20 protein-coding genes, 1 rRNA gene and 1 riboswitch are annotated in these 21,519 nt (G+C 39.8%); all 21 genes read right to left on the bottom strand.

The annotated features are described in order from the left end of the window. Positions 1 to 99 (bottom strand): 16S ribosomal RNA (locus KHA88_RS19130); the annotation flags it as partial. A 324-nt stretch (positions 100 to 423) separates the two neighbouring features. Then, positions 424 to 1,977, bottom strand: coding sequence for a glutamine-hydrolyzing GMP synthase (gene guaA / locus KHA88_RS19135; RefSeq protein ID WP_213099966.1), 1,554 nt, complete (start codon positions 1,975 to 1,977; stop codon positions 424 to 426). A gap of 143 nt (positions 1,978 to 2,120) precedes the next feature. Then, a riboswitch (purine riboswitch) is annotated at positions 2,121 to 2,222 on the bottom strand. A gap of 113 nt (positions 2,223 to 2,335) precedes the next feature. Further along, complete coding sequence (locus KHA88_RS19140; RefSeq protein WP_213122644.1) at positions 2,336 to 4,531, bottom strand: transglutaminaseTgpA domain-containing protein; 2,196 nt, start codon at positions 4,529 to 4,531, stop codon at positions 2,336 to 2,338. After that, on the bottom strand, positions 4,528 to 5,688 hold the full coding sequence (locus KHA88_RS19145) for a DUF58 domain-containing protein (RefSeq protein ID WP_213122645.1): 1,161 nt from the start codon (positions 5,686 to 5,688) through the stop codon (positions 4,528 to 4,530). Before KHA88_RS19145 ends, KHA88_RS19140 begins: the two co-directional genes overlap by 4 nt. Positions 5,689 to 5,753: 65 nt before the next feature. Then, positions 5,754 to 6,710 (bottom strand): AAA family ATPase, encoded by a 957-nt coding sequence (locus KHA88_RS19150; protein WP_249313334.1) that lies wholly within the window; start codon positions 6,708 to 6,710, stop codon positions 5,754 to 5,756. 271 nt (positions 6,711 to 6,981) lie between these two features. Continuing rightward, positions 6,982 to 7,809 carry an NAD(+) synthase gene (nadE, locus tag KHA88_RS19155; RefSeq protein WP_213122646.1) on the bottom strand — a complete coding sequence of 276 codons (828 nt, stop codon included), beginning with the start codon at positions 7,807 to 7,809 and terminating at the stop codon, positions 6,982 to 6,984. 18 nt (positions 7,810 to 7,827) lie between these two features. Next, positions 7,828 to 9,297 (bottom strand): nicotinate phosphoribosyltransferase, encoded by a 1,470-nt coding sequence (locus KHA88_RS19160; RefSeq protein ID WP_213122647.1) that lies wholly within the window; start codon positions 9,295 to 9,297, stop codon positions 7,828 to 7,830. Between the two features lie 5 nt (positions 9,298 to 9,302). Next, on the bottom strand, positions 9,303 to 9,872 hold the full coding sequence (locus KHA88_RS19165) for a cysteine hydrolase family protein (protein ID WP_213122648.1): 570 nt from the start codon (positions 9,870 to 9,872) through the stop codon (positions 9,303 to 9,305). Between the two features lie 22 nt (positions 9,873 to 9,894). Further along, positions 9,895 to 10,473 carry an HAD hydrolase-like protein gene (locus KHA88_RS19170; RefSeq protein WP_213122649.1) on the bottom strand — a complete coding sequence of 193 codons (579 nt, stop codon included), beginning with the start codon at positions 10,471 to 10,473 and terminating at the stop codon, positions 9,895 to 9,897. Between the two features lie 122 nt (positions 10,474 to 10,595). Beyond that, on the bottom strand, positions 10,596 to 10,793 hold the full coding sequence (locus KHA88_RS19175; protein ID WP_213122650.1) for a hypothetical protein: 198 nt from the start codon (positions 10,791 to 10,793) through the stop codon (positions 10,596 to 10,598). A gap of 24 nt (positions 10,794 to 10,817) precedes the next feature. Then, positions 10,818 to 11,477 (bottom strand): Tad domain-containing protein, encoded by a 660-nt coding sequence (locus KHA88_RS19180; RefSeq protein ID WP_213122651.1) that lies wholly within the window; start codon positions 11,475 to 11,477, stop codon positions 10,818 to 10,820. A gap of 17 nt (positions 11,478 to 11,494) precedes the next feature. Next, complete coding sequence (locus tag KHA88_RS19185; protein WP_213099956.1) at positions 11,495 to 11,884, bottom strand: TadE family protein; 390 nt, start codon at positions 11,882 to 11,884, stop codon at positions 11,495 to 11,497. A 23-nt stretch (positions 11,885 to 11,907) separates the two neighbouring features. Next, entirely contained in the window at positions 11,908 to 12,624 is a 717-nt protein-coding gene (locus KHA88_RS19190; RefSeq protein WP_213122652.1) for a hypothetical protein, read from the bottom strand. Between the two features lie 416 nt (positions 12,625 to 13,040). Further along, entirely contained in the window at positions 13,041 to 13,862 is an 822-nt protein-coding gene (locus KHA88_RS19195) for a hypothetical protein (RefSeq protein WP_213122653.1), read from the bottom strand. 74 nt (positions 13,863 to 13,936) lie between these two features. Further along, complete coding sequence (locus KHA88_RS19200; RefSeq protein ID WP_213122654.1) at positions 13,937 to 15,352, bottom strand: hypothetical protein; 1,416 nt, start codon at positions 15,350 to 15,352, stop codon at positions 13,937 to 13,939. Between the two features lie 43 nt (positions 15,353 to 15,395). Beyond that, on the bottom strand, positions 15,396 to 16,796 hold the full coding sequence (locus KHA88_RS19205; protein ID WP_213122655.1) for a VWA domain-containing protein: 1,401 nt from the start codon (positions 16,794 to 16,796) through the stop codon (positions 15,396 to 15,398). A 27-nt stretch (positions 16,797 to 16,823) separates the two neighbouring features. Further along, the gene (locus KHA88_RS19210) at positions 16,824 to 17,039 is read right to left on the bottom strand and encodes a hypothetical protein (protein ID WP_213099951.1); all 216 of its coding nucleotides are present in this window, start codon (positions 17,037 to 17,039) and stop codon (positions 16,824 to 16,826) included. A 31-nt stretch (positions 17,040 to 17,070) separates the two neighbouring features. Further along, positions 17,071 to 18,006 carry a type II secretion system F family protein gene (locus KHA88_RS19215; protein WP_213099950.1) on the bottom strand — a complete coding sequence of 312 codons (936 nt, stop codon included), beginning with the start codon at positions 18,004 to 18,006 and terminating at the stop codon, positions 17,071 to 17,073. Positions 18,007 to 18,009: 3 nt separating this feature from the next. Continuing rightward, on the bottom strand, positions 18,010 to 18,939 hold the full coding sequence (locus KHA88_RS19220) for a type II secretion system F family protein (RefSeq protein WP_213099949.1): 930 nt from the start codon (positions 18,937 to 18,939) through the stop codon (positions 18,010 to 18,012). Next, on the bottom strand, positions 18,911 to 20,287 hold the full coding sequence (locus tag KHA88_RS19225) for a TadA family conjugal transfer-associated ATPase (RefSeq protein ID WP_213122656.1): 1,377 nt from the start codon (positions 20,285 to 20,287) through the stop codon (positions 18,911 to 18,913). Before KHA88_RS19225 ends, KHA88_RS19220 begins: the two co-directional genes overlap by 29 nt. Positions 20,288 to 20,354: 67 nt before the next feature. Next, entirely contained in the window at positions 20,355 to 21,500 is a 1,146-nt protein-coding gene (locus KHA88_RS19230) for a CpaE/TadZ family protein (protein WP_213099947.1), read from the bottom strand. Positions 21,501 to 21,519: the final 19 nt, after the last annotated feature.

The raw sequence follows: 21,519 nt of genomic DNA on the forward strand, positions 1-21,519 counted from the left end.
GCTAACCTTTGGGAGCAAGCTCCCAAAGGTCCGCTCGACTTGCATGTATTAGGCACGCCGCCAGCGTTCGTCCTGAGCCAGGATCAAACTCTCATAAAAGTAGTTTGTTAGCTCATTTGCTGGTCTTACTAAATTAATTGTTGACGTTTCGTTTCGTTTCGTTCAGTTTTCAAAGATCAAATTTCCCAATCGCTCATTGGCGACTTAACTAATATACCATGCGAGCAAATCACCGTCAACCCTTTTTTTTAAAATGTTTTTATAGAACGTTGTTCCGGATTAACAGTAAACATATTCTATCATTAGAAACTATTAAAGTCAACTTGATTGTTCAAAGTATTTTTTTAACAAAAAGGTCGTAAAAAAAGACCTATCAGCTTTTGCCAACAGGTCAAATGTTAACTCTTCTATTACTTACTATAATTACTCCCACTCAATGGTTGCTGGCGGTTTGCTCGTAATATCGTAAACCACACGGTTAACGTGCTCCACTTCATTAACAATTCGTGTCGAGATTATTTCAAGCACATCCCAAGGGATTCTCGCCCAATCAGAAGTCATTCCGTCAATGGATGTTACGGCGCGGATTCCGATCGTATGGTCATATGTCCGGGCATCGCCCATGACACCAACACTGCGGATATCAGGCAATACCGTGAAATACTGCCAAATTTCTCTATCTAATCCTGCTTTTTTAATTTCTTCTCGTAAAATAAAATCGGACTCGCGAACGATTTCGAGCTTATCATCCGTTACTTCGCCAAGAATTCGAATACCAAGTCCAGGTCCTGGAAAAGGTTGACGCCAAACGATTTCGTCAGGAATACCGAGTTCAGTACCTAATGCACGAACCTCATCCTTAAACAGCGTGTTAAGCGGCTCAATTAATTTAAACTGCATATCTTCCGGCAAACCGCCGACATTATGATGCGATTTAATCGTTTGTGCAGTTGCTGTACCACTTTCAATAATATCCGTATACAGTGTCCCTTGGGCTAGGAAATCAATGCCTTCCAGCTTCGTTGCTTCATCATCAAAAACATAAATAAATTCGTTTCCAATGATTTTACGTTTTTGCTCGGGATCTGTTACACCTCGCAATTTTCCAAGGAACCGCTCTTTTGCATCCACTTTTATAACATTCATATGGAAATCTTCCGTGAATGTTTTCATTACACTTTCAGCTTCACCTTTTCGAAGCAGACCATGATCAACAAAGATACATGTTAGCTGGTCGCCGATCGCTTTATGGATTAAAACGGCAACAACAGACGAATCAACACCACCGCTTAAAGCACAAAGTACTTTTTTGTTGCCGACTTCCTGGCGGATTTTCTCCATCTCTACTTCAATGAAATTCCCCATTGACCAGTCGCCTTTACATCCACAAATCCCGAAGACAAAGTTTTTCAATATTTCATTCCCATGCACGGAGTGTTGAACTTCCGGGTGGAATTGAACTGCGTACATCCGCTTTGCTTCATTACTAATGGCGGCAATAGGACAAGCTGGGCTTGTACCATCAATGATAAAGTCTTCCGGTGCATTTTGAACCAAGTCGCCGTGACTCATCCAAACAACCTGCTCATTTGGCAAGCCTTTAAAAAGCTGAGAACCTTCTTTAACTTGCATAAGCGCCTTTCCATATTCACGGCCCTTTGCTCTTTCAACTTTTCCACCAAAATGGGTAGTCATAAGCTGCATTCCGTAGCAAATCCCAAATATAGGAATACCTAAATCAAATAGCTGTTCATCGCAGCGAAAAGCATCTTCCGCGTAAACACTGTTCGGCCCGCCTGATAAAATAATTCCTTTTGGGTTCATTTTTTTTATTTCATCTACGGTAACTGTGTGCGGATGTAGTTCACTATAAACTCCAAACTCACGGATTCTTCTTGTGATCAGTTGATTATATTGACTTCCGAAATCCAGTACAACAATCATCTCTTGATTATGTAACTCTGTTTTTCCTGGCATTAAGGCCCCTCCAATACTATTTAGAAAATTAAAAAACTGGAACTCTCCTTCTCATCTAAGAAGGCAGAATTCCAGTTTTATTGATGACAAAAAACGCGTAGCCCAGATAAACCCATGCATCTTTCCTGAGCATTCGCTTGTCTTCCGGAAAAACCTGCCTTCATAGTCAGGCCATTTACGGCGGCCTAGTAGAGACTCCCGGACCATATTAACGGGATTATATGAAGGGCTGCCAACAATAGAAAAGCTGAAGTGCCCGTTTGGCAACGTAGGCTGGCACTGCAGCTAGACGTATAATCATTCTGTCAGCAACGTTTCATGTATATTTGCTTCATTTTATACCTGTTTCAATTCACGGTCAACCTGTTGCCTTTTTGATTAAATTTTCCCATAATTTGCTCGCGTATTCCCATTCTGAATCCGGATAATCTCCACGATAAATGGCCCGTTCGTAAAGTTCTGTCAAGTCACTCATATCATTAGAGTCAAAGTGGCGATCAACATAGGCCGCATATTCACGTAAGGTCTGCCCAATCTCCCGCTTAACACCAAATCGATCCAATTGCTTCAGTAAGTCTTCATAAGCTTGGACAAATGTTTCTCCTCCAGACTTTCGTTTATAAGACCATAAAAGTAAATGTGGAATCCATTTTCCTCTATTCCAAAAGAGCGAAAAACCTAAAGCCACAATCGCTAGTAAACCGAATAACAATGCCATTTTATTGTTTACTGTAAATGATTTTATTTTGGGCCATTTAGTATTTGAAGTTTTAATTTCCTTCTTTTTACTAATTTCCGGTTTTGGTTTCTCTGCTTCAGATATAACTGGCTTCGCTGGCTTAACAGTTGGTGTAACTGTTCCAGTGTTTTCTATAGCCTCATCCCGAAGAAAGGTAGTGTAATTATCAAAACTTCTTGTCGGTTCGAACGGAACCCACCCTTGTGTCGGAAAAAATACTTCTACCCAGGAGTGAGCATCGTTATTCGTGACTTGATAAATCCTATTGTCAGTTCCTTCTAGGCCGTTATAATTACCGGCAGTATACCCTTTCGCCCATCTAGCTGGAATATTTACCGCTCGAAGCAGCGTAACCATTGATGTGGAGAAGTTATCACAATATCCTCGATATGTTTCGAATAAAAACTGATCCACATAATCTTCGTCTTCCTCTGGAATAGCGACATTCGTCTGATCATACACAAAGGCTCCCGATCGAAAATACCGTTCAATCGCCTTCGTCTGATCAAACCAGTTATCTTGACCCTCTATTAATTGTTCTGCTAATTCCCGTACCCTGATTGGCAACGATTCTGGAAGCTGTGTGTACTGCTCCAATATACCTTCGAAGTGTGGTTCATCAGGCAGCTTCTTTGTTCCTCGTAATTCCTTCATACTAAAGGCAGCTCTTCTATACTGCATTTCATATTCTTTCAGACTGACTTCTTTATCCTTACTTGTAAAAGTGGAAATTTTATTTAAATCGGGATCGAATTGAAAATATCCATCTTCATTGCCATGAACAGAAAGAAATCCATAAGGCACGACAATATGGGGATAAGGAATTTTTACATCAATAATAGCTTTTCTGATTGGCTCATCTGTAATAGATGCATAGTCGAGAATAAATTCCTTTCCATTACGAATCTTTCTCTGAGGAATGGGATTCTTTGATGCCTTCCAGCCTTTCCCGGTATAAATATCTTTCGTCTCTACTCTCCAATATTGTTGGGATGGTGTCCTAACTTCAAAAACAACACGGTCATCACCTTTAAATGGCCCCCCTAATCGGGAATCATCGATGCCATAGCCAATTGTAGAAATACTATTTTTTCGGGGCATGACATTTTCGGCTTTCGATTGGATGAAAGGGACTGGATCAGGCCATATCGGTCCCGCTTTTGGTGAAGCGAAACCGATAGTGATGCTGGCCACAACCATGATTGCCAGTGGAATCATCCATTTTGTCAACAGTACTTGGCGATTTTCGATTTGTTCTTTTTCCAATAACCGCTGAAAAAATAATATGCCAAGCAGGATAAACCCAATCGCTGTAATTCTAACAATCGCCCATTCACCATCGTATTTTGTAAAAGTATCAAGCACTCCTACGTAAATAATAGTCATAAAATAAAATACGAAAATTCTTTTTCTAATCATAAGCCAATATTGAAGAAGATACGTCATAATCCAAAGCAAGATAAAGAAAAGGACAGAACGAAATATATCTGATAAATCATAAATATTCCCAGATAGCAGCATCTTCAAATTGGCTACCATATCTTTAAAAAAGACGACGAGCCAACTTAAAAAGCTGCTATTTTTTTCATTAAAAATAGCATGAAGAAAATATAAAATAAATCCTGCTTTTAAAGAATAGCTTATCCACCAGAAAAGCGGAAGATAATTTACCAAAAGTGAGAATGCAATGAAAATAACGAAATAATGGATTTCACCCGTATCAGTTATTTGGTTAAGTGGTCGCAGCCATTCCCAAAGCAATAAAAAGCCAAAGAAATAAAGCGTGAATGAAAAAGCGATTCGTTTATTGGTCACGCCCGCATCACCTCTGAAAATGCAGTTCGGAACTCCCCGTCATATAACGTTTTTATGATCAAGCCGCTTTTTAATGCTGATGCCTTAAGCTTCATTTCTTGTGCGTGAGAAATACTACGTCTTTTTTTGATTAAGTAAATAATGAGTGTACCTTTTCGCCGCATATACATGCCAGCACGATCAATCAATTGTTTATCTAATGTTGAAGTAATTAAAATTAAAGCTGCCGGATGATTATATAGTGCGGCTTCTCCTTCAATCAAATTTGCTAAATGAACGGTGCTATCTGCATTCACTTTGGCAAGATGGTGAAAAATTTGCTGTTGTTGCTGTTCTCCGCCTTTGATTGGAATGATGGTTCTTTCTTTTCCTGCCGATAACAAACCAACCTGCCCCCCATTCCTCAAAATCGCCCTAATAGCTGATGCCGTAAACTTAACCATTTCCTCGAAGTTTTCGGTATGTGTCCGGTCCAAAACGATGAAGAGATCATTAGACTGCCTAATTTCAAATTCTTTTGACATCATTTCATTGGTTCGAGCTGTCGCTTTCCAATCAATCCAAGCAAATCGATCACCTGGCTGATATTGTCTAACACCAGCGACAAGCGATGTATCTTTTTGAAATTGCATAGCTGAGGTCGTTCCTCCTTGCTCGAATCTGTTTTCAAGGGGCCGATATATCATCTCTTCGAATTTCGGATAAACAAGGATTGATTCTCGACAGTCAAACCACCATTCCTTCTTTGCTATTCCAAGCACATCACCAGATGTAAGTCGGATCGCTTCAAAAATGTGCTCTCCTCTGGAGGCTTTGTCAATTCGATAAGATAGCTGTAACTCTCTTTTAAAACCAGGAAATAATACTTGTTTACTTCTAACACTATCAAGCCCCACTGGTGTAATATCTTCTACGATTAAAAAAAATAATGGCAATGGCATCCGCCTTCTTATCATAATCGTCACGTTCATATGATCATCTGCACTGTAATCTTTAGGCTCTATTAATCTTTCAACTTTAAATTGGCGACGAGAATAAAGATGTAGAAAAAGGGAATAAAGACCAAACGGGAAAAAGCTAAAAAATAAAAACCAGCTTACAAATCCGCCTTGAAACATGGCATATGAAAAGGTAAGTGCAAACAAAATGATTAGCATAAAAAAACCCAAAACTGGTTTTAAGCGAGTAAATAATCGGGGTTTACGAAATCTTGACTTCATTTTTACTTCACTGCCCTTTTAATAGGGACATGCGTTTTACTAATAATGGTTGCTAATATGCGTTCTAGGGATGCACCTTGATACTTCGCTTCTGATTTCAAAATGATCCGGTGGGTAAATACGTAAGGTGCTAAATATTGAATATCATCTGGTATGACGAAATCCCGCCCAGAAATAAAAGCGAGCGCTTGAGCGGCCTTCATCAATGCAATAGAAGCACGAGGACTTGCACCTAAATAAATACTAGGATCTTTTCTTGTTTGTGTGGCGAGCTCCACAATATATTGCTTGATTGTCTCCTCCACATAAACTTCTTTCACTTGCTGTTGCAGATCCCTTAATTCCGCCAGCGAAATAACTGGCTCAAGCTCATCGATTGGGGATACTTTCTGCGACCTTGTCAATACTTCGATTTCTTCATTTGGAAGTGGATACCCCATTTTCATTTTTAATAAAAATCGATCGAGCTGTGCTTCAGGCAGTGGATATGTTCCCTCATATTCAATTGGGTTTTGCGTAGCCATGACAAAAAATGGTTTTTCAAGTTTTAAAGTGACACCATCAATCGTTACACTTTTCTCTTCCATACTCTCCAGAAGTGCAGACTGTGTTTTCGGAGAGGTACGGTTAATTTCGTCAGCAAGAATAATATTCCCGACAATCGGACCTGGCCTAAATGTAAACTCCATTTCTTTCGGATTATAAATGGATACGCCAAGTACGTCCGATGGCAGTAAATCAGGTGTAAATTGGATTCTTTTAAAAGAGGCGTTGACAGATTTCGCTAAAGCCCTCACCATCATTGTTTTGCCCACGCCCGGAACGTCTTCCAGCAGCACATGTCCTTCAGCCAAAAGCGCAACAAGACTGAGCCTTGCCACATCGGTCTTTCCAATCATGACTTTCTCGATATTTTGAATGATTTTCTTTATTTGTTGTTGCTTCATATCAATTTTCATCTATATGCACCGCCATCAATTATTTTTCCCATCACCCATATATTCTGTCAATATTCGAAAAATCCTCTCGGTTAATTAAGAAAAGCGCAAGCGCCTCGCCATGGAAGAACGGCTAAGAGCGCCGCGTCCTTATGTCTTCGCCGTTCTGACCCGCATCCTGCGGGCCTCCGACAAGCAAATTTTCTGAGGGGCTAGGCGCTGGAGCTAGACATGATAGAAAAAGAAAGACGAGTCGAAAGTGTTATTTGCACTTTCAACTCGTCCCACCGGATCATTTCCAAAAATCATCAAAAATCGTAATTGGCATATGCCGCTTATGTTGAGATTTTCGGTAGAGAGCTTCAATTGTATTTTTTGCCGTATCTGAAACATCCTTACCTTCGAGATAGTCATCCACTTCTTCGTAGGAAACGCCCAGTGCCACTTCGTCCGGGAGCATTGGCCGGTCATCCTCAAGATCTGCTGTTGGAACCTTCATATATAAATGTTCTGGGCAGCCAAGTTCCTTAAGCATCTGACGTCCCTGTCTTTTATTAAGGCGGAAAATCGGCACTAAATCGGATCCACCATCGCCATACTTCGTATAAAATCCTGTTAGCGCTTCTGCCGCTTGATCCGTGCCGAGAACAACACAATTATAATTCGCAGCAATGCTATATTGAGCTTTCATTCTTTCCCGTGCTTTTTCATTTCCTTTTGTAAAATCGGTTATCTCGACACCTGCTGCTTTTAATGCTTCAGCACTCGCGTCTACGGCAGCTTTTATATTTACTTCAAAAGTGACGCTTGGCTGAATAAACGTTAGCGCATCATCCACATCACTTGCATCTTTTTGATTACCATACGGAAGCCTGACCGCAATAAATTGATATTTCTCAATATCTCTACCTTCATTTAGCTCATCAACGGCCATTTGGGCAAGCTTACCAACAAGCGTTGAATCTTGACCACCGGAAATTCCGAGCACATAACCGTTAAAAAATCCGTGTTTTAACATATATGCTTTCATAAAATCCACGCTCTTACGAATTTCTTCTTTTGGATCTATGTGTGGCAGTACTTCAAGTTCTTCGATAATTCGCTGCTGGAGTTCATCCATTATGAATCCTCCCACCAATCATGATTTTTTTAGATGATCTACTTTCTCCCTAACCTCTTCAATCTTTCTCATTTTATTGTCCCAGCATTTTTCACTGAGGTCGACTGGGTATTCTTCGGGATTTAGCGATCGTTTGTATTCGTCCCATAATAAACTGAGATTCTCCGATGCATAACCTTTAATTTGCTGAAGTGCAGGTAATTCGTACACGAGCTCTCCATGATTGAAAATAGTTTCATGCAAATTCACAGCATCAAAATCAGTCACAAATTTACTAATATATGTGTGAACGGGGTGGAACATTTTCAAACGCGATTCTTCTTCCGGGTTTTCATCCCAAAGAGTAATATAATCTCCCTCTGATTTATGGTTTAACCGATTAATGATGCGATAAACTTTTTTGCGGCCAGGAGTACTAACTTTTTCCGCATTTCCGGAAATTTTAATGGTATCTTGCATATCCCCATGCTCATCTTCAATTGAAACAAGTTTATACACAGCCCCTAAAGCGGGCTGATCAAATGCTGTAATCAGTTTCGTTCCAACACCCCAGGAATCGATTTTTGCCCCTTGAGCCTTCAAATGCAAAATCGTATATTCATCCAAATCGCTTGATGCAAAAATTTTGGCGTCCACGAACCCGGCCTCATCCAACATCTTGCGTGCTTCTTTTGATAAAAAGGCCATATCCCCACTGTCCAGCCTAATGCCTTTAAAATTGATCAGATCGCCAAATTCTTTCGCTACTTTAATGGCTGCAGGAACTCCAGATTTCAGTGTGTCATACGTGTCGACGAGAAACACGCAGTCCCGATGGCTTTCTGCATATTTTTTAAATGCGATATAGTCATCTTTGTAAGCTTGGACCATAGCATGAGCATGGGTCCCTGCAACCGGCATCCCGAATAGTTTTCCAGCTCTCACATTACTTGTTCCATCGAAACCGCCGATAAATGCAGCTCTTGTACCCCAAAGCGCCGCATCCATTTCTTGCGCTCTTCTCGAGCCAAATTCCAAAGCGATTTCACCGTTAACGACCTGCCTGATGCGAGACGCTTTCGTCGCGATCAATGTTTGGTAATTCACAATGTTAAGCAAAGCGGTTTCTATTAGCTGCGCTTCGGCGAGTGGCGCCTCCACTTGGATGATTGGTTCATTGTTAAAAACAACTTCCCCTTCCTTCATGGAACGGATTGTCCCTGAAAAGCGCATATTACGTAAATAATCTAAGAAATCTTCTTCATATTTAACTTCTTCCCGTAAATAGGCAAGATCCGATTCACTAAAACGAAAATCACGGATATATTGAATCACTTTTTCTAATCCAGCATAAATCGCATAGCCATTTGCAAACGGCATCTTACGGAAATACAGATCAAATACCGCATTTCGATTATGGATGCCATCCTGCCAATACGTTTTAGCCATATTGATTTGATATAAATCTGTATGTAATGTTAAACTATCATCTTCATAGCCCTGGTTCATAAACTTCACTCCTTTATTTCGACTGATGTCACTTTTGCCCCTAAGGTGTTGGCGAAATGGGTAAGAGCCCATTGATGACCTGCTTGGTTAAAACTTGCAACAGCATCTTCGTATATGACAATTTGAAATCCTTTATTATAAGCATCAACCGCTGTATGAAGAACACAAATATCCGTACAAACACCGCATAGATGTACTTCCTCTATACCCCGTTCACGCAGTTTTATTTCTAAATCTGTTCCGGCAAAAGCACTAAACCTTGTTTTATCCATATAATGTACGTTCGCATCATTTTTATGTTGCATGTAAACATCTTCTAATGTGCCATACAAATCACGGCCAGAAGTTCCTTCGATATTATGATCGGGAAACTGCCTTGATTCTGGATGATAGATATCCCCTTCAACATGTTTATCAATAGCAAAAACAACAAAATCGCCAGTTTCAATGAAGTTCTTAGTAAGAGAAACAATCGCCTTTTCAATCTCTTGTCCTGGTTTCCCGCAAGTCAACTTCCCATCTTCGGCTACAAAATCATATGTATAATCAACGTTTATAAGTGCTTTTTTTGTCATTAAAGAACCCTCCATTGATATGTTATTTAAGCTTTTCTATTAAGTCATCCGTGTATTTTTCAATATGAAGATCTGCTTCGATATCAGCGTTTTGAAACGCACATGTCTTCATACCAACGGCTTTTGCAGGAATTAAATCAAGCGCTCTGTCCCCAATGGCCCAATCCAAATTGTATTTATCATGCAAATACCGATATGCCCCAACATCTGGTTTCCTTGGGTAGCCATCGTCATCTGGACTGACAATTTCATCAAAATACTGGAGCAGACCCCATTTTGATAATAACTCCTTTGTTGATAACTTTGTGCGATGTGTCACAATGACATTCACATCAGTTGCTGCTAAAATAGCTTTTATCCCCTCAAACGGAGGGCTGCCAGCTTCAGCACGGGCATGGTCCAACTCTTTGAATCTTTCCCGGTAGTCTTCCGAAATCCCGAAATACTTAAACGCTTCTTTTGAAGTCTTTTTCAGCCACCTAAGTGCTTCCACTTTATCAACTGATCTCCCGTGTGCTTCTTCATGGACTGCACAAAAGCTCTCCAAAATCGCCGGGTATGTATCAAAAATGGTTCCATCCAAATCCCAGAGTAATTTCATAGGCAGACACTCCCTTTAATATTCAAATATTTCCTATAATGTTACCATTTCTTCATATTTACTTCCAGAACAAAAGCGGAGGCGCTAGAGCCGGATAAAAAAAGAAGATCACAATGGATCCCCTAGTTTTTCTGCTGCTGTATTTGGTTTAAATGGTTCTTCCTCATAAATGGCAATGCCAAGCCTACTAAAATTGCTGTAAATGGGAATTTTCCATCAGCTGCAAGCCATTCAAAGATTGAAACCGGTGTATAAATACCGTAAAAGAAAATCATTAAAAATAAATAAACTCGTCTCCATTTTCTTTCTTTTGCTGCCATATTCCCCTTCCTTTCCAAATAAAATCAATTCAGTTTAATTGTTTGGCTAATGGAAAGCTGTGAAACAAAATCTACTTTTGGACCTGCTGATTCTTGGAAAAGCTTCTTTTTAATGCCACTAAAATATTTATTATAGGCACTTCCTTCTACATTATTTGATGCCTTCACATAAATTCTTTCGTCCTTAAAAACTTGCATTTCTGCCTCATTGACATTTCCGTTATTGGCGACAATTGCGGCTACAGCAGCAGTTTTCATCTTAGGAATTATTTTAAAGCGAATATCATTTTCTAGCTGATTTCGCAGTGCTTCCTTACCAATACCTGACCGAAGTTGTTCTGATATAACTTGATTAATAGCTTTCCTCCTAATCTCATTATCACTATCATTTCGATAAGAATGGTTAGAACGTAATTGAGTGATTCGCTTATCCACCTTTTCCCTAATTGTTTCGGGATAGCTTTCAATCATTCCAATTAGCGACCGCTCATATTCATCTATTGAATACCATATTTCTTCATATAAGACTGATGTCGCAGCTAGACTCGCTTGCTGTGATGTCGTATTGGCCTGCTCTTTTACTGCCAACACTTGCGTCATATTAACAACTAACATAAAGAGAATCATCATAATGGAAAGAAGGCCAAGCATGAATAAAACGGCATTCCCATCTTCATTCTTCAAAATATTCTTCAGGAATTTCATTCTATCACCCTGCCCTTTGCAGTTGACGAAAAGGAGTAGGAGGGCGCAGCACCAAAATATTTTTGCGGAAGAAAGACAAAGCGTATATTCGCATTTACAGTAGCAGTATAATTTTTCTCACCACTTATAGGAGCACTTTGAAAAGAAAGATAGCTCCCCCCTGCCGAAATAATTTCTTGGGCTGCAGCAGATGCTTCACCCCGATTTTTTGTTAAAGAATATACTTTACCTGCTTCATTGGCAGCGGATTGAACTAAAATTACCGCGTGAATGGAAACAATTAACTGCCACATGATGACTACGACTAATAGAATAAATGGTAGTATTCCGAGAAATTCAATCGTCGCAGAACCTTCCTCATTTTGAATATATTTTTTTGAGCTCATTATGCTAAAAAGCCCCTTTCCTGTTACGCAAAAGCCTTATTTTTGTCCAAGCGTAAGGAACTTAAGTTCTCACGCCATTTAATGGTAAGTGATGTTAATACAACGATAAAGATCGGGAAGAAAATCGTATTTAGAAAAATTTGTGTAATCATAATTGCTGCATATGAAGGTGTAATTGATAAAATGATAAAGTTTAAAAATACGCCAATCCCTAATTCCAATAAGCTAAATAGTAAGATACAAAAAATTAAACCTAGAAAGTGCTTTTTGAAAATTTGCAAGCTTTCTCTCACACTCTTCCAGACTGATTTTTCATCATTCAATGCAATAATAGGAGCGGAAATAAATGCAGCCAAAATAATTAATCCCGGGATAAAGAAAAACATAAATCCGATTACGGCTGCTAAAGCGAGAAGAACAGAGAATACGAAAATATTAAAACCTTGAACAGCGAAACTATAAAATGCTGTTTTTAAGGAATTTTCATTTCCTTGATATTCATTAATTGTAAATTTTACAAAGGGAATGAGTACAAATAAAAGTAAAAGCAATGTAATAAATGCATAGTAAATATCTGCTATCGAGAATAACGAACCAAAAGTTGGCGTAATTGCGTATATATAGTTCGTTATAAACGAATGAATGAGTAAGAATGGTATTTGCACTAAGAAAACGATAATCAGGAATTTTTCATATTTCCCAGCAAATAAAGAAAAAGCGAAAGAAATGGGTTTATCCATTATGCAATACCTCCTATAGTAAAAATAGACTCTCGGCATTCACCGAGTCGGATGGTACAAGATTTTTTTGTCCCAATTTTTCATGTCCCCTCCTACTTTTAATAGGGGATTGACTATTCTGTATTGAATGAGATAAATAATCTACGTACAAAGTATTCTATCACCGTTGATTTCCGTTCCAGGCGGACGCGTTCCGGGGGGACCCGCGGAAAGCGAGCAACTGTAGCGGAAATCAACCAAGCACTACCTTGGTAAAAAAGCCTTTTTAAAAAATAAATATGTAAAGCTTCTTTGGCGTGTCTTTTTTTGAAAGGTTTAAAAACAAATACCAAATATTCAATAAAGCTCAATTCCAAGTAGGTTTTTGGAAATTCGGCGGATTTACGCCTCGAAATTCTGTGAGTCTATAAAAATGATTATTTAGCTGCCGGACCCCTTAACCTTTTTTCACGTTCCTTAATGAGCTGTTTGCCGCTGTTTGTCGTATCTTCAATCTTATGTCGAATCTGCTCATCAAAAGGCAAATGCTTAATGGACTGTTCGAACTTAAATTGTGCTACCCGATCATCGAGAATATGTAGGTTATCCTTCATCCCCATTAAGAACTTCCAGCTTTCCCGTGGAAGCTTACTTTTAAAGTTTCTTTTTTCTACTGCTTGAAAGAATGCCGGAAGTATCTCTTCATATTCAGACAGCAGCACCCCTTGCTGAAATTGGAGAAGATCTAATTTTGATAAAGCGGTCAAAGTATCATCAATATCCTTATCCCCGATGACATGTTTAACTAAAATCTCATTGTCATAATATTTTTCATACTTATTGTAAATTTGATTAAAATCTGTTTGTACGCGCATGAGTTTTTCAAATAAACTTTTACCCTTAACAATCGGATCACTAGTAGAGACGTCGCCACTCGACGATACTTCGTTTTCAATTGCCTCGATTGTATGTTTATAAAAATCGGGATGAATTTTACTGCGGGGCTCCATTATATTAAAAATATTCGCAGAAGCACCTGAAAAGAGAGTTAAAGGAAGCAATGCAGCTCTATATTCCTCACTTGGTCCTGAATCCAGGGAAATAACTGCATATCCTTTAAACTTATTTGGATCATTCGTATGGTAGTTTACAAGGTAATATTCGTTTCCGTTTATGACGTATGCGAAAGGATTCAACGTATACTGTTCTAGCCATTTTTTATATTGTGCTGCTTTTCGCATTAATTGGTCTGTATTCATGGAATCCACCTCGATATTATATGTAAAATGATTAGCTCAAAGGTGGCATAGCAACCTTTGAGCCATATAGATTATTATCTGCCAAACAATCCGCTTAGCTTGCTGAATCCTTTACTAATTCCGTTCGATACAGCATTTTTTACGTTTTTGTAAGTACTTGCAATCACATCTTTATTGTCAGCAATTAGCTTCGTTAATTTCGACGCACCCCAAACCGCTGCTCCACCAACGACTAACGCTGCACCTACCGCCTGACCGCCAGGTATAGCACTGGCAATAGCTCCTGCATTAAACAGGACTTCTCCAAAGCTTGCGGTAGCATCGGCAACAGCCGACACTTTCTCTGCACCTGTTGCATCGCTCTTTACAACTTTAACGGCATTAATCGTATCCATAGTCGTATTATATGCCCCGACACCTGCACCGATAGCGGCACCGGCAACAGTAAATTTAGAGAGCGCACCTACACCACCACTTGCTGTTGTAATTGCTCCTCTTGCCGCTGTAGTACCTGTTAAACTACCACCTCGACTCATGTCGATGAGTAACTTACCTTTTTCATAGCCATTAGTAAGCATATCAACTGCAGTATACGTATCTTCTGCTGCGTCTACGTACCAGGGTGTATTTTCACCAAGCCCAACCTTGACAGTGCTTAACGCTAAACCTGCAAGGAAATTTCCGCTTGGGCCAAAGCCCGTAGCACCGTCAAGATATTCGCCAATCATACTTACTTGGCCACCGATAATATCCTCTACCACGAAAGTACTTATATCGGAAATACTTGGAGGTGGGGCCTCAGCACCTGAAGCTATGGTACCGGCCCCACCTCCGCCGCCACTCATCCATGGTGATCCGTATAAACCACCCGGATTGGACCAAGGACCGTTACTCCAGCCGTTTCCGTTATAGCCTTGTGCTGCCCATGGGGAACCGTTATAGGCAGGGTTGTTCCAAGGTAAACCGTTATACCCTTGAGCAGCCCATGAATTACCATTGTATCCAGGTGAATTCCAGGAGTCCCCATTGTAACCCGACGCATTCCAAGAGTTCCCATGATAACCTGATGAACTCCATGAATTACCGTTATACCCTGGCGTGCTCCAAGAATTCCCGTTAAACCCTGGCCCTTGCCATGAGTTTCCTCCATTAAACCCTGGATTGGTCCATCCACCATTTTGCCAAGGATTGGCATACCATGGCCGATCTGTCCACGTATGCCCATCCCAGCCACTCCCACCTTGAGTGGGTGCGCCATTCCAAGAATCTCCTGTAGTGCCCGAACCTTCCCAAGATTCGCCTTTCCAAGGATTCCCTTCCCATTCTAAGTCGCCTGCATCCCAAGAATCGCCTTTCCAGGAATCACCTTCCCAGGAGTTTCCTTCCCATGGTTGGACAGAAGCCAAAACTGGAATGGAAAAAGTTTGCAGCAATACGATGAATAAAGCTAAAAGGGCAGCTATTCTATTAACTACTTTTCTATATCGCATTCGTATACTCCTCGTATTTATTTAACCCATCGCTGCCTGAACATTATGTATTGGATCGATATTTCTCATCGATCTGTTTTTTTAGCTCATCTATCTTTTCAATATTTAATTTTTCCAGATCGTTCACTACATCTTTTTGAGCTTGATTCACTAGATTCTCTAATTCGATGCTTCGCTTATTAAAAAAGTCCCTTTGCTCCATATTGATTTTTTCTTCTTCTTCCATAATGGACAAAAAGTAACTAATATTTAAATTCTGCGTATCAGCTCGAGAGCCCCAATCATTTGAAAATCCTAAAATATCAAAACTATTTTCGACTCTTTGATTATCAGCATCACTATGCGAATCGCTTTTCCACTCTTCCCATCTTTCCATTACTTTACTTGCACGTTCAAATTCATCTTGCAGCTGATCTCCGTTATTTACAGTTGTATAAACACCATTCGAGATTTTCGCCATTTCTTTTAATTGCTTTTGTGATTCAGAATCAACATTAAACCCAATCACATTAATAATCGGAGAAACATTTGAATCAGCGAATGATTTCGCAACTTCGACCGGGTTTCCACCACATGTTTCAATGCCGTCACTTACCACGTATATAAGGTTCGTGTTTGTTTTTGCATCAAATTTAGCAAGAGCCTTTTTTGATTCTTCTAATGCCCGGGCAAGAGGTGTCCATCCGCTCGGCTGAAATTTGTTTAACGACTTTTTAAAGGCGGCTTCTTCATATTTCCCGAAGCCATATACTTGCTCAATGCTGGAACAGGATAGTTTTTTATCACTTTCTGATCCCGTGCCTTTATGTCCATATACTCTTAATGATACGTTTGCTTCTTCTGGTACGCTGGCCAAAAATTTAGAAATTGCCTCTTTCGCCAGTTCCATCATCGTTTTCCCGCCAATTGTATGAGCCATACTTCCGCTCGCATCAAGAATGACTTCGACATTATAATTTTCTTTAAATGTAAACCGTCCGTCCTTCACAGCCGGATCACCAGACATTGAATATTCCCACTTGTTAATCAAATCTTCCGGATTCGGAAAATCAGTTGCTACTTGAGCATACACATACTGAAAATATTTCTCGTATTCTTCTTCACTAGCATCTTCAGATAGTGGTGGCATATCCTTTATTTCTTCTATGACTTTGGCTTCCTCGGAAAATACATCCTGATCCGCAAACTGTCCTGCTGATTGATGAATCAAATCACCTGCTGTTTTTGGAACATCTGGTAAATCCTTAAAAAACGCGACGTCTTCTTTTGTTTTTTCTGACTCAGTCGCGGATTCAGATTCCGGTTCAGGTTTGGTTTCTTCCTTATTTTCTTGGACGATTTGATCATTTTTCTTCCCAGCTTGGCTTACATCTTTATTTTCCCCTTTACAACCCGTCAAGGCGAGGAAGATGGCGATGATGAATATAAAAAAACTTTTCTTCATTAACTTCTTCCTCCCTATTTTTTAAAATTACTTTCCAATCTTGTCAATAAATCCTGTGAACTTTTTCACTACTTTATCTCCGAATTGGGTATCACCAGCAAATGCAGTGGAGATAAGTCCTACTGCTATAACGACTACTGCAGCGATACCAATCCACTCCAGTGTTTGTGATCCTCTTTCATTACGAATTACGTTATTAAGACGATTTGTGCATTTTACATACATTTCAGTGAGCTTTTTCATTTTTTTCATCCTCCAACATTTTTTTTAATGGTTAAAATAAAGTGAAAATACTATTCTCGCCGTATATTAAATTTAATAGCATCAACCCGGCGATGATTAAGATTGATACAGGGGCAACCACAAATGTCGTTACGAGCGTTACCTTTGGAGACGCTTTGGCAGCTAATTCTTTGATTTGTTCTTCGCGAATTTGCCTTAATGCTTCCGCTTGAATTTTGAATGTCGTGGCAATGGGAACACCCAGCTTTTGTCCTTGGATTAGTGCTTTTATCAACCCTTGGAATTCCTGGTTATCGTTTCTGTCTAATAGATTCCGATAAGCGGTCTCCCGTGGTACTCCAAGATCGACTTCATAATTGAAGCGAGAAAATTCCTCTCTGAGAGGACCGTCGAAGAAACGAATCACCTCCTTAAGTGCTTGATCCAAACTTACTCCTGCATGCAAGCTAGTGCTAATGGTATCTAAGAAATCAGGCAAGTCGAGACGAAGCGCTTCTTGGCGTTTCTTTGCCTGGTTCCGAACCGTAATGATTGGGATAAAATAACCGATGATCGGAAAGATGATAATGGCATATTGCGAGAAAGGAAGCCCAATCATAAATGACATTGCTCCCGCAAAAAAGCCGACGATTAGCAAAAATATTTTCATCCCCTGAAACCGGGCAACAGTCAATTGATATTTGTTTCCTGATTTTTTTAGCAAGACGGCAACATCCTGGTTTTCGCTAAAAAAGTTAATTCTTTGTCCTAAATCAGCAAATTCGTCCGCGTATTTCGTCATCTTTTGAAATAAAACCACACGTCTGTTGAGCTGTTTTTTCTTTTTCTCAAACGCATCGGTATAGGCAATTTCCGAGACATGTTCTAATAGCTGTCGTTTTTCTTTTATATAAACAGAGGAATGCCTAACAGTAAGAATAATCATGAACCAAAATAAGATAACGCTAAGAATAATTAATGCATCCATATACTACACCCTAATATTCGTAATTTTACGGATAAGCAAAAAGGAAAGCACAATGCCGGCAATAAATAAAATCAAAATTATGATTCCAGGGCCTGTCCATAATGGATCGATAAACCCCTCTACAATATTATTCATCACGAGTAAGATAAAAATTGGCATTGCAGGAACAATGTACGAAATGTACTTCTGCTCGGAAGTCATTGTTTTGATTACTTGATTTAGCACTTTTCGATCTTCCAACGTATTGGACATCGATTCGAGCGTGAGAGCTAAATTGCCTCCCGTTTTTTTCTGGATGAGAAGGGTAGCGATAAACAGCTGAAACTCCCTCGATTTATTTCTTTTTTGAACCGACTTCAAGGCGTGATCCAATGAAACTCCAAGCTTAAGTTCATGCGATATCCGTTTAAATTCAGTACCTGCAGGAGCTGATACTTCTCTTGCGACAATGTCAATCCCTTGGCTGATTGTCAATCCTGAACGGGCAGCATTTCCAAGCATTCGACATACTTCTCCTAGCTGCTCATTAAATCTTTCCTCATATTTATTCTTCCTTAGAGAGAAGAGCAAGAAATGCACGGCTGTCAAAATACCTACTGCGATCATCATACTTAGCGAAAATGGCATATTAAAAATATTGACGAATAGGAGCAGTAAAACTAGGAAACCTAAAATATGAATTCCGATATATTCAGATGGTAATAGTGGAAGATTAGCATTCTGTAGTTTACTAATGAGTGCCTGTGCATTTTTTGACTGATCGTAGCGATCTCCCCATACACTTATAGCGCTTTTCCTTTTTTCCTCGGGAAACCATTTATTTACTCGTTTCTGCCATTCCTTCTTTTGGCTTCTATACCCTAGATAGAAATAGCACGACCAGATAATGAGTAAGACTGACAAGCTATACAGTATGGGTACGCTCAAGTTCATTTCCAGCACCTCCTCCGACAGTAAAGATGGAAGGATCGAGATCGATTCCATAGATTCTCATTTGCTCTAAACATTTCGGAATAATACCAGTCGCAACAAATTCCCCAGTGACATGTCCTTTTTCATTTACACCACTTCTTTTAAAGTGGAAAATATCTTGGACTTGAATCCGATTCTCTTGATTTACATACACTTCGGAAATGTTTACGATTTTCCTTGTGCCATCGCTTAACCGTTCTGCTTGAATAATATAGTCAAGTGCACCGACAATATATTCCCTGATGATATGAGTCGGTAAATCCATGCCTGCCATAACCACCATTCCCTCAACACGGCTGATCGCATCTGTTGGCGTATTCGCGTGGACGGTTGTTAGCGACCCTTCATGCCCTGTATTCATGGCCTGCAGCATATCAAACGCTTCTGCCCCACGGACTTCTCCAACGATAATCCGATCGGGTCTCATCCTTAGGGCATTCTTAACTAATTGCCTAATTGACACTTCTCCTTTGCCTTCTACGTTTGGCGGCCGTGCCTCCATACCAACAACGCTTGAGCGGTTAAGGCGGAGTTCAGCGGAGTCTTCAATTGTGATGACCCGTTCGTAAGCTGGAATAGCTTTGGCGACTGCATTCAATAATGTGGTTTTCCCGCTTCCCGTTCCCCCGGAAATTAATATATTTGTTTTTGCTTTGACGAGAGCTTGAATAAAGAGAGACATCTCTTCATTTAAAGATTTAAAGTTCAGTAAATCTTCCATTTCAAACGGCGTTTTCCGGAATTTCCTGATAGAAATAAGGGTTCCGTTCAAACTTATAGGAGGAATGACAGCATTTACCCGGCTCCCGTCAGGTAATCGGGCGTCCACCATTGGCGAGCTTTCATCGAGCCGGCGACCGAGCGGGGCGACAACACGGTCAATAATATGCCGTATATGTGCTTCATCCTTGAATATAATATTTGCTTGTTCAAGTCTTCCGTTTTTTTCCACAAACACTTCTTTTGGTCCATTCACCAAAATTTCAGTGATCTCTTCATCATTCAAAAGCGATTCTAGCGGACCGAAACCAACGCTTTCATCAATAAGCCGCGATAATAAAATATCTTTCTCATGTCGCGGAATAATCACTTTTTCCTCGGACATAAACTGATTGATTAACCGTTCGATTGTAAGTCTTTTTTCGCCTTCTGAAAGACTGATCAACTGTTCGAGATTTGTTTCTGCCAGTAACCGAAGTTTATAATGTTCCACTAATTCATCGATATACGGATTTGCCAATGGGATACGAGTATCCACTAATGGCTCTTTTATTTGTGTCCGATCGAATTTTTTTTGGAAGAGCGACATTTTGGCGCCTCCTGTCTTTATCCATTTTTATTTTAAGTGCCTGATGAACGGGCGCTTTCGCTTTGGATCACTTCAGCATCGAGTTAACCCATTTATGTATGTCTTTTGCTGCAGGGATTAATTTTTTTTCTTTTGGTTCGGTTCTGATTGGCTTTCCTTGGTTGATGGCTGCTTGCACACCTTTGATATCTCTTCGTATTTCCGCAGCTACAGGATATTGGACAAAGCGTTCCAAGTCTTTTTTGGTGAGCTCGTTCTCTCTGCCTTTTTCATTAATCACTATTTCCATTCTCTCTTCAACGACAATGTTAAGCCTTTGGAAAAGTTCCTCTGCATGTTTTAATACTCGAATGGAGGGGGTATCAAGTGTAATCACATAATAGATACGATCAGCCTCTTCTAGGGCAGCGTATGAATTTTCATCAATCATCGATGGAAGATCAATAATAATGAAATCGTAGCTTCTACGGCAGGCTCTTAATAAACGGGTGACGAATTCGCCATCAATACTTTCCGCAAGTTCCGCATCACGGGGACTGATTAAAACTTCTAGTTTTGATGATGGCTCATTTTCCGAAATATTCCGGATATGATTTTCGTTGATTTCATGAATAACAGGTTTTAAATCAATTAAAGATCGACTGCTATCTATCCCAAGAAAAGTTTCCGCTCCACCATATTGGAGATTTAAATCGATATGTAATACTTGAGCCGTCGATTCAAGCTTTAGTGTTTGGGCAAATGCTGTACTTAGGAATGTTTTTCCTGTTCCGCCTTTCCCGCTGTAAAAGGCAAATACTTGGCCATTTCCTCGCTTGAAACCACCTCCAGCTGCAACTTCTGCATTGCCTGCCTGTCTTGTTGCAAGACCATGAATTCGATCAGCCAATATATTCATTTCGTCAGGAATTACTAAATAATCGATTGCACCTGCACGAATCACATCCCGAAGTAATTGGAAATCCTGACCATCATGAATATACAAAATGGACATTTGAGGATTTTCTTTTAGTAAAAATGGAATGATATCGAGTGGAGACTCCGCACCGTTTTTCAACACAATCGCAAGATTAGTTTGTGTATCCCGAAATTCGGATCGGATTTGATTCGGCTCGATTAATTTAATTTGGAATGTATCCTTTAATGTTTCATGAATAGATTCGTAAAGCTCATTATCTTCTCCTACAATCAATAGTTCCGTTCGTTTGCTCATTGGTTCCCTCCGTCAGTTC

The organism is Lederbergia citrea (assembly GCF_018343525.1).
Classification (GTDB): Bacteria; Bacillota; Bacilli; order Bacillales; family Bacillaceae_C; genus Lederbergia; species Lederbergia citrea.

Excerpts from the sequence above, each read along its gene's own strand:
- guaA (WP_213099966.1), bottom strand. The coding sequence starts at position 1,977 with ATGCCAGGAAAAACAGAGTTACATAATCAAGAGATGATTGTTGTACTG.
- KHA88_RS19145 (WP_213122645.1), bottom strand. The coding sequence starts at position 5,688 with ATGCTAATCATTTTGTTTGCACTTACCTTTTCATATGCCATGTTTCAA.
- KHA88_RS19150 (WP_249313334.1), bottom strand. The coding sequence starts at position 6,710 with ATGAAAATTGATATGAAGCAACAACAAATAAAGAAAATCATTCAAAAT.
- nadE (WP_213122646.1), bottom strand. The coding sequence starts at position 7,809 with ATGGATGAACTCCAGCAGCGAATTATCGAAGAACTTGAAGTACTGCCA.
- KHA88_RS19160 (WP_213122647.1), bottom strand. The coding sequence starts at position 9,297 with ATGAACCAGGGCTATGAAGATGATAGTTTAACATTACATACAGATTTA.
- KHA88_RS19165 (WP_213122648.1), bottom strand. The coding sequence starts at position 9,872 with ATGACAAAAAAAGCACTTATAAACGTTGATTATACATATGATTTTGTA.
- KHA88_RS19170 (WP_213122649.1), bottom strand. The coding sequence starts at position 10,473 with ATGAAATTACTCTGGGATTTGGATGGAACCATTTTTGATACATACCCG.
- KHA88_RS19175 (WP_213122650.1), bottom strand. The coding sequence starts at position 10,793 with ATGGCAGCAAAAGAAAGAAAATGGAGACGAGTTTATTTATTTTTAATG.
- KHA88_RS19185 (WP_213099956.1), bottom strand. The coding sequence starts at position 11,884 with ATGAGCTCAAAAAAATATATTCAAAATGAGGAAGGTTCTGCGACGATT.
- KHA88_RS19190 (WP_213122652.1), bottom strand. The coding sequence starts at position 12,624 with ATGGATAAACCCATTTCTTTCGCTTTTTCTTTATTTGCTGGGAAATAT.
- KHA88_RS19195 (WP_213122653.1), bottom strand. The coding sequence starts at position 13,862 with ATGAATACAGACCAATTAATGCGAAAAGCAGCACAATATAAAAAATGG.
- KHA88_RS19200 (WP_213122654.1), bottom strand. The coding sequence starts at position 15,352 with ATGCGATATAGAAAAGTAGTTAATAGAATAGCTGCCCTTTTAGCTTTA.
- KHA88_RS19205 (WP_213122655.1), bottom strand. The coding sequence starts at position 16,796 with ATGAAGAAAAGTTTTTTTATATTCATCATCGCCATCTTCCTCGCCTTG.
- KHA88_RS19210 (WP_213099951.1), bottom strand. The coding sequence starts at position 17,039 with ATGAAAAAGCTCACTGAAATGTATGTAAAATGCACAAATCGTCTTAAT.
- KHA88_RS19215 (WP_213099950.1), bottom strand. The coding sequence starts at position 18,006 with ATGGATGCATTAATTATTCTTAGCGTTATCTTATTTTGGTTCATGATT.
- KHA88_RS19220 (WP_213099949.1), bottom strand. The coding sequence starts at position 18,939 with ATGAACTTGAGCGTACCCATACTGTATAGCTTGTCAGTCTTACTCATT.
- KHA88_RS19225 (WP_213122656.1), bottom strand. The coding sequence starts at position 20,287 with ATGTCGCTCTTCCAAAAAAAATTCGATCGGACACAAATAAAAGAGCCA.
- KHA88_RS19230 (WP_213099947.1), bottom strand. The coding sequence starts at position 21,500 with ATGAGCAAACGAACGGAACTATTGATTGTAGGAGAAGATAATGAGCTT.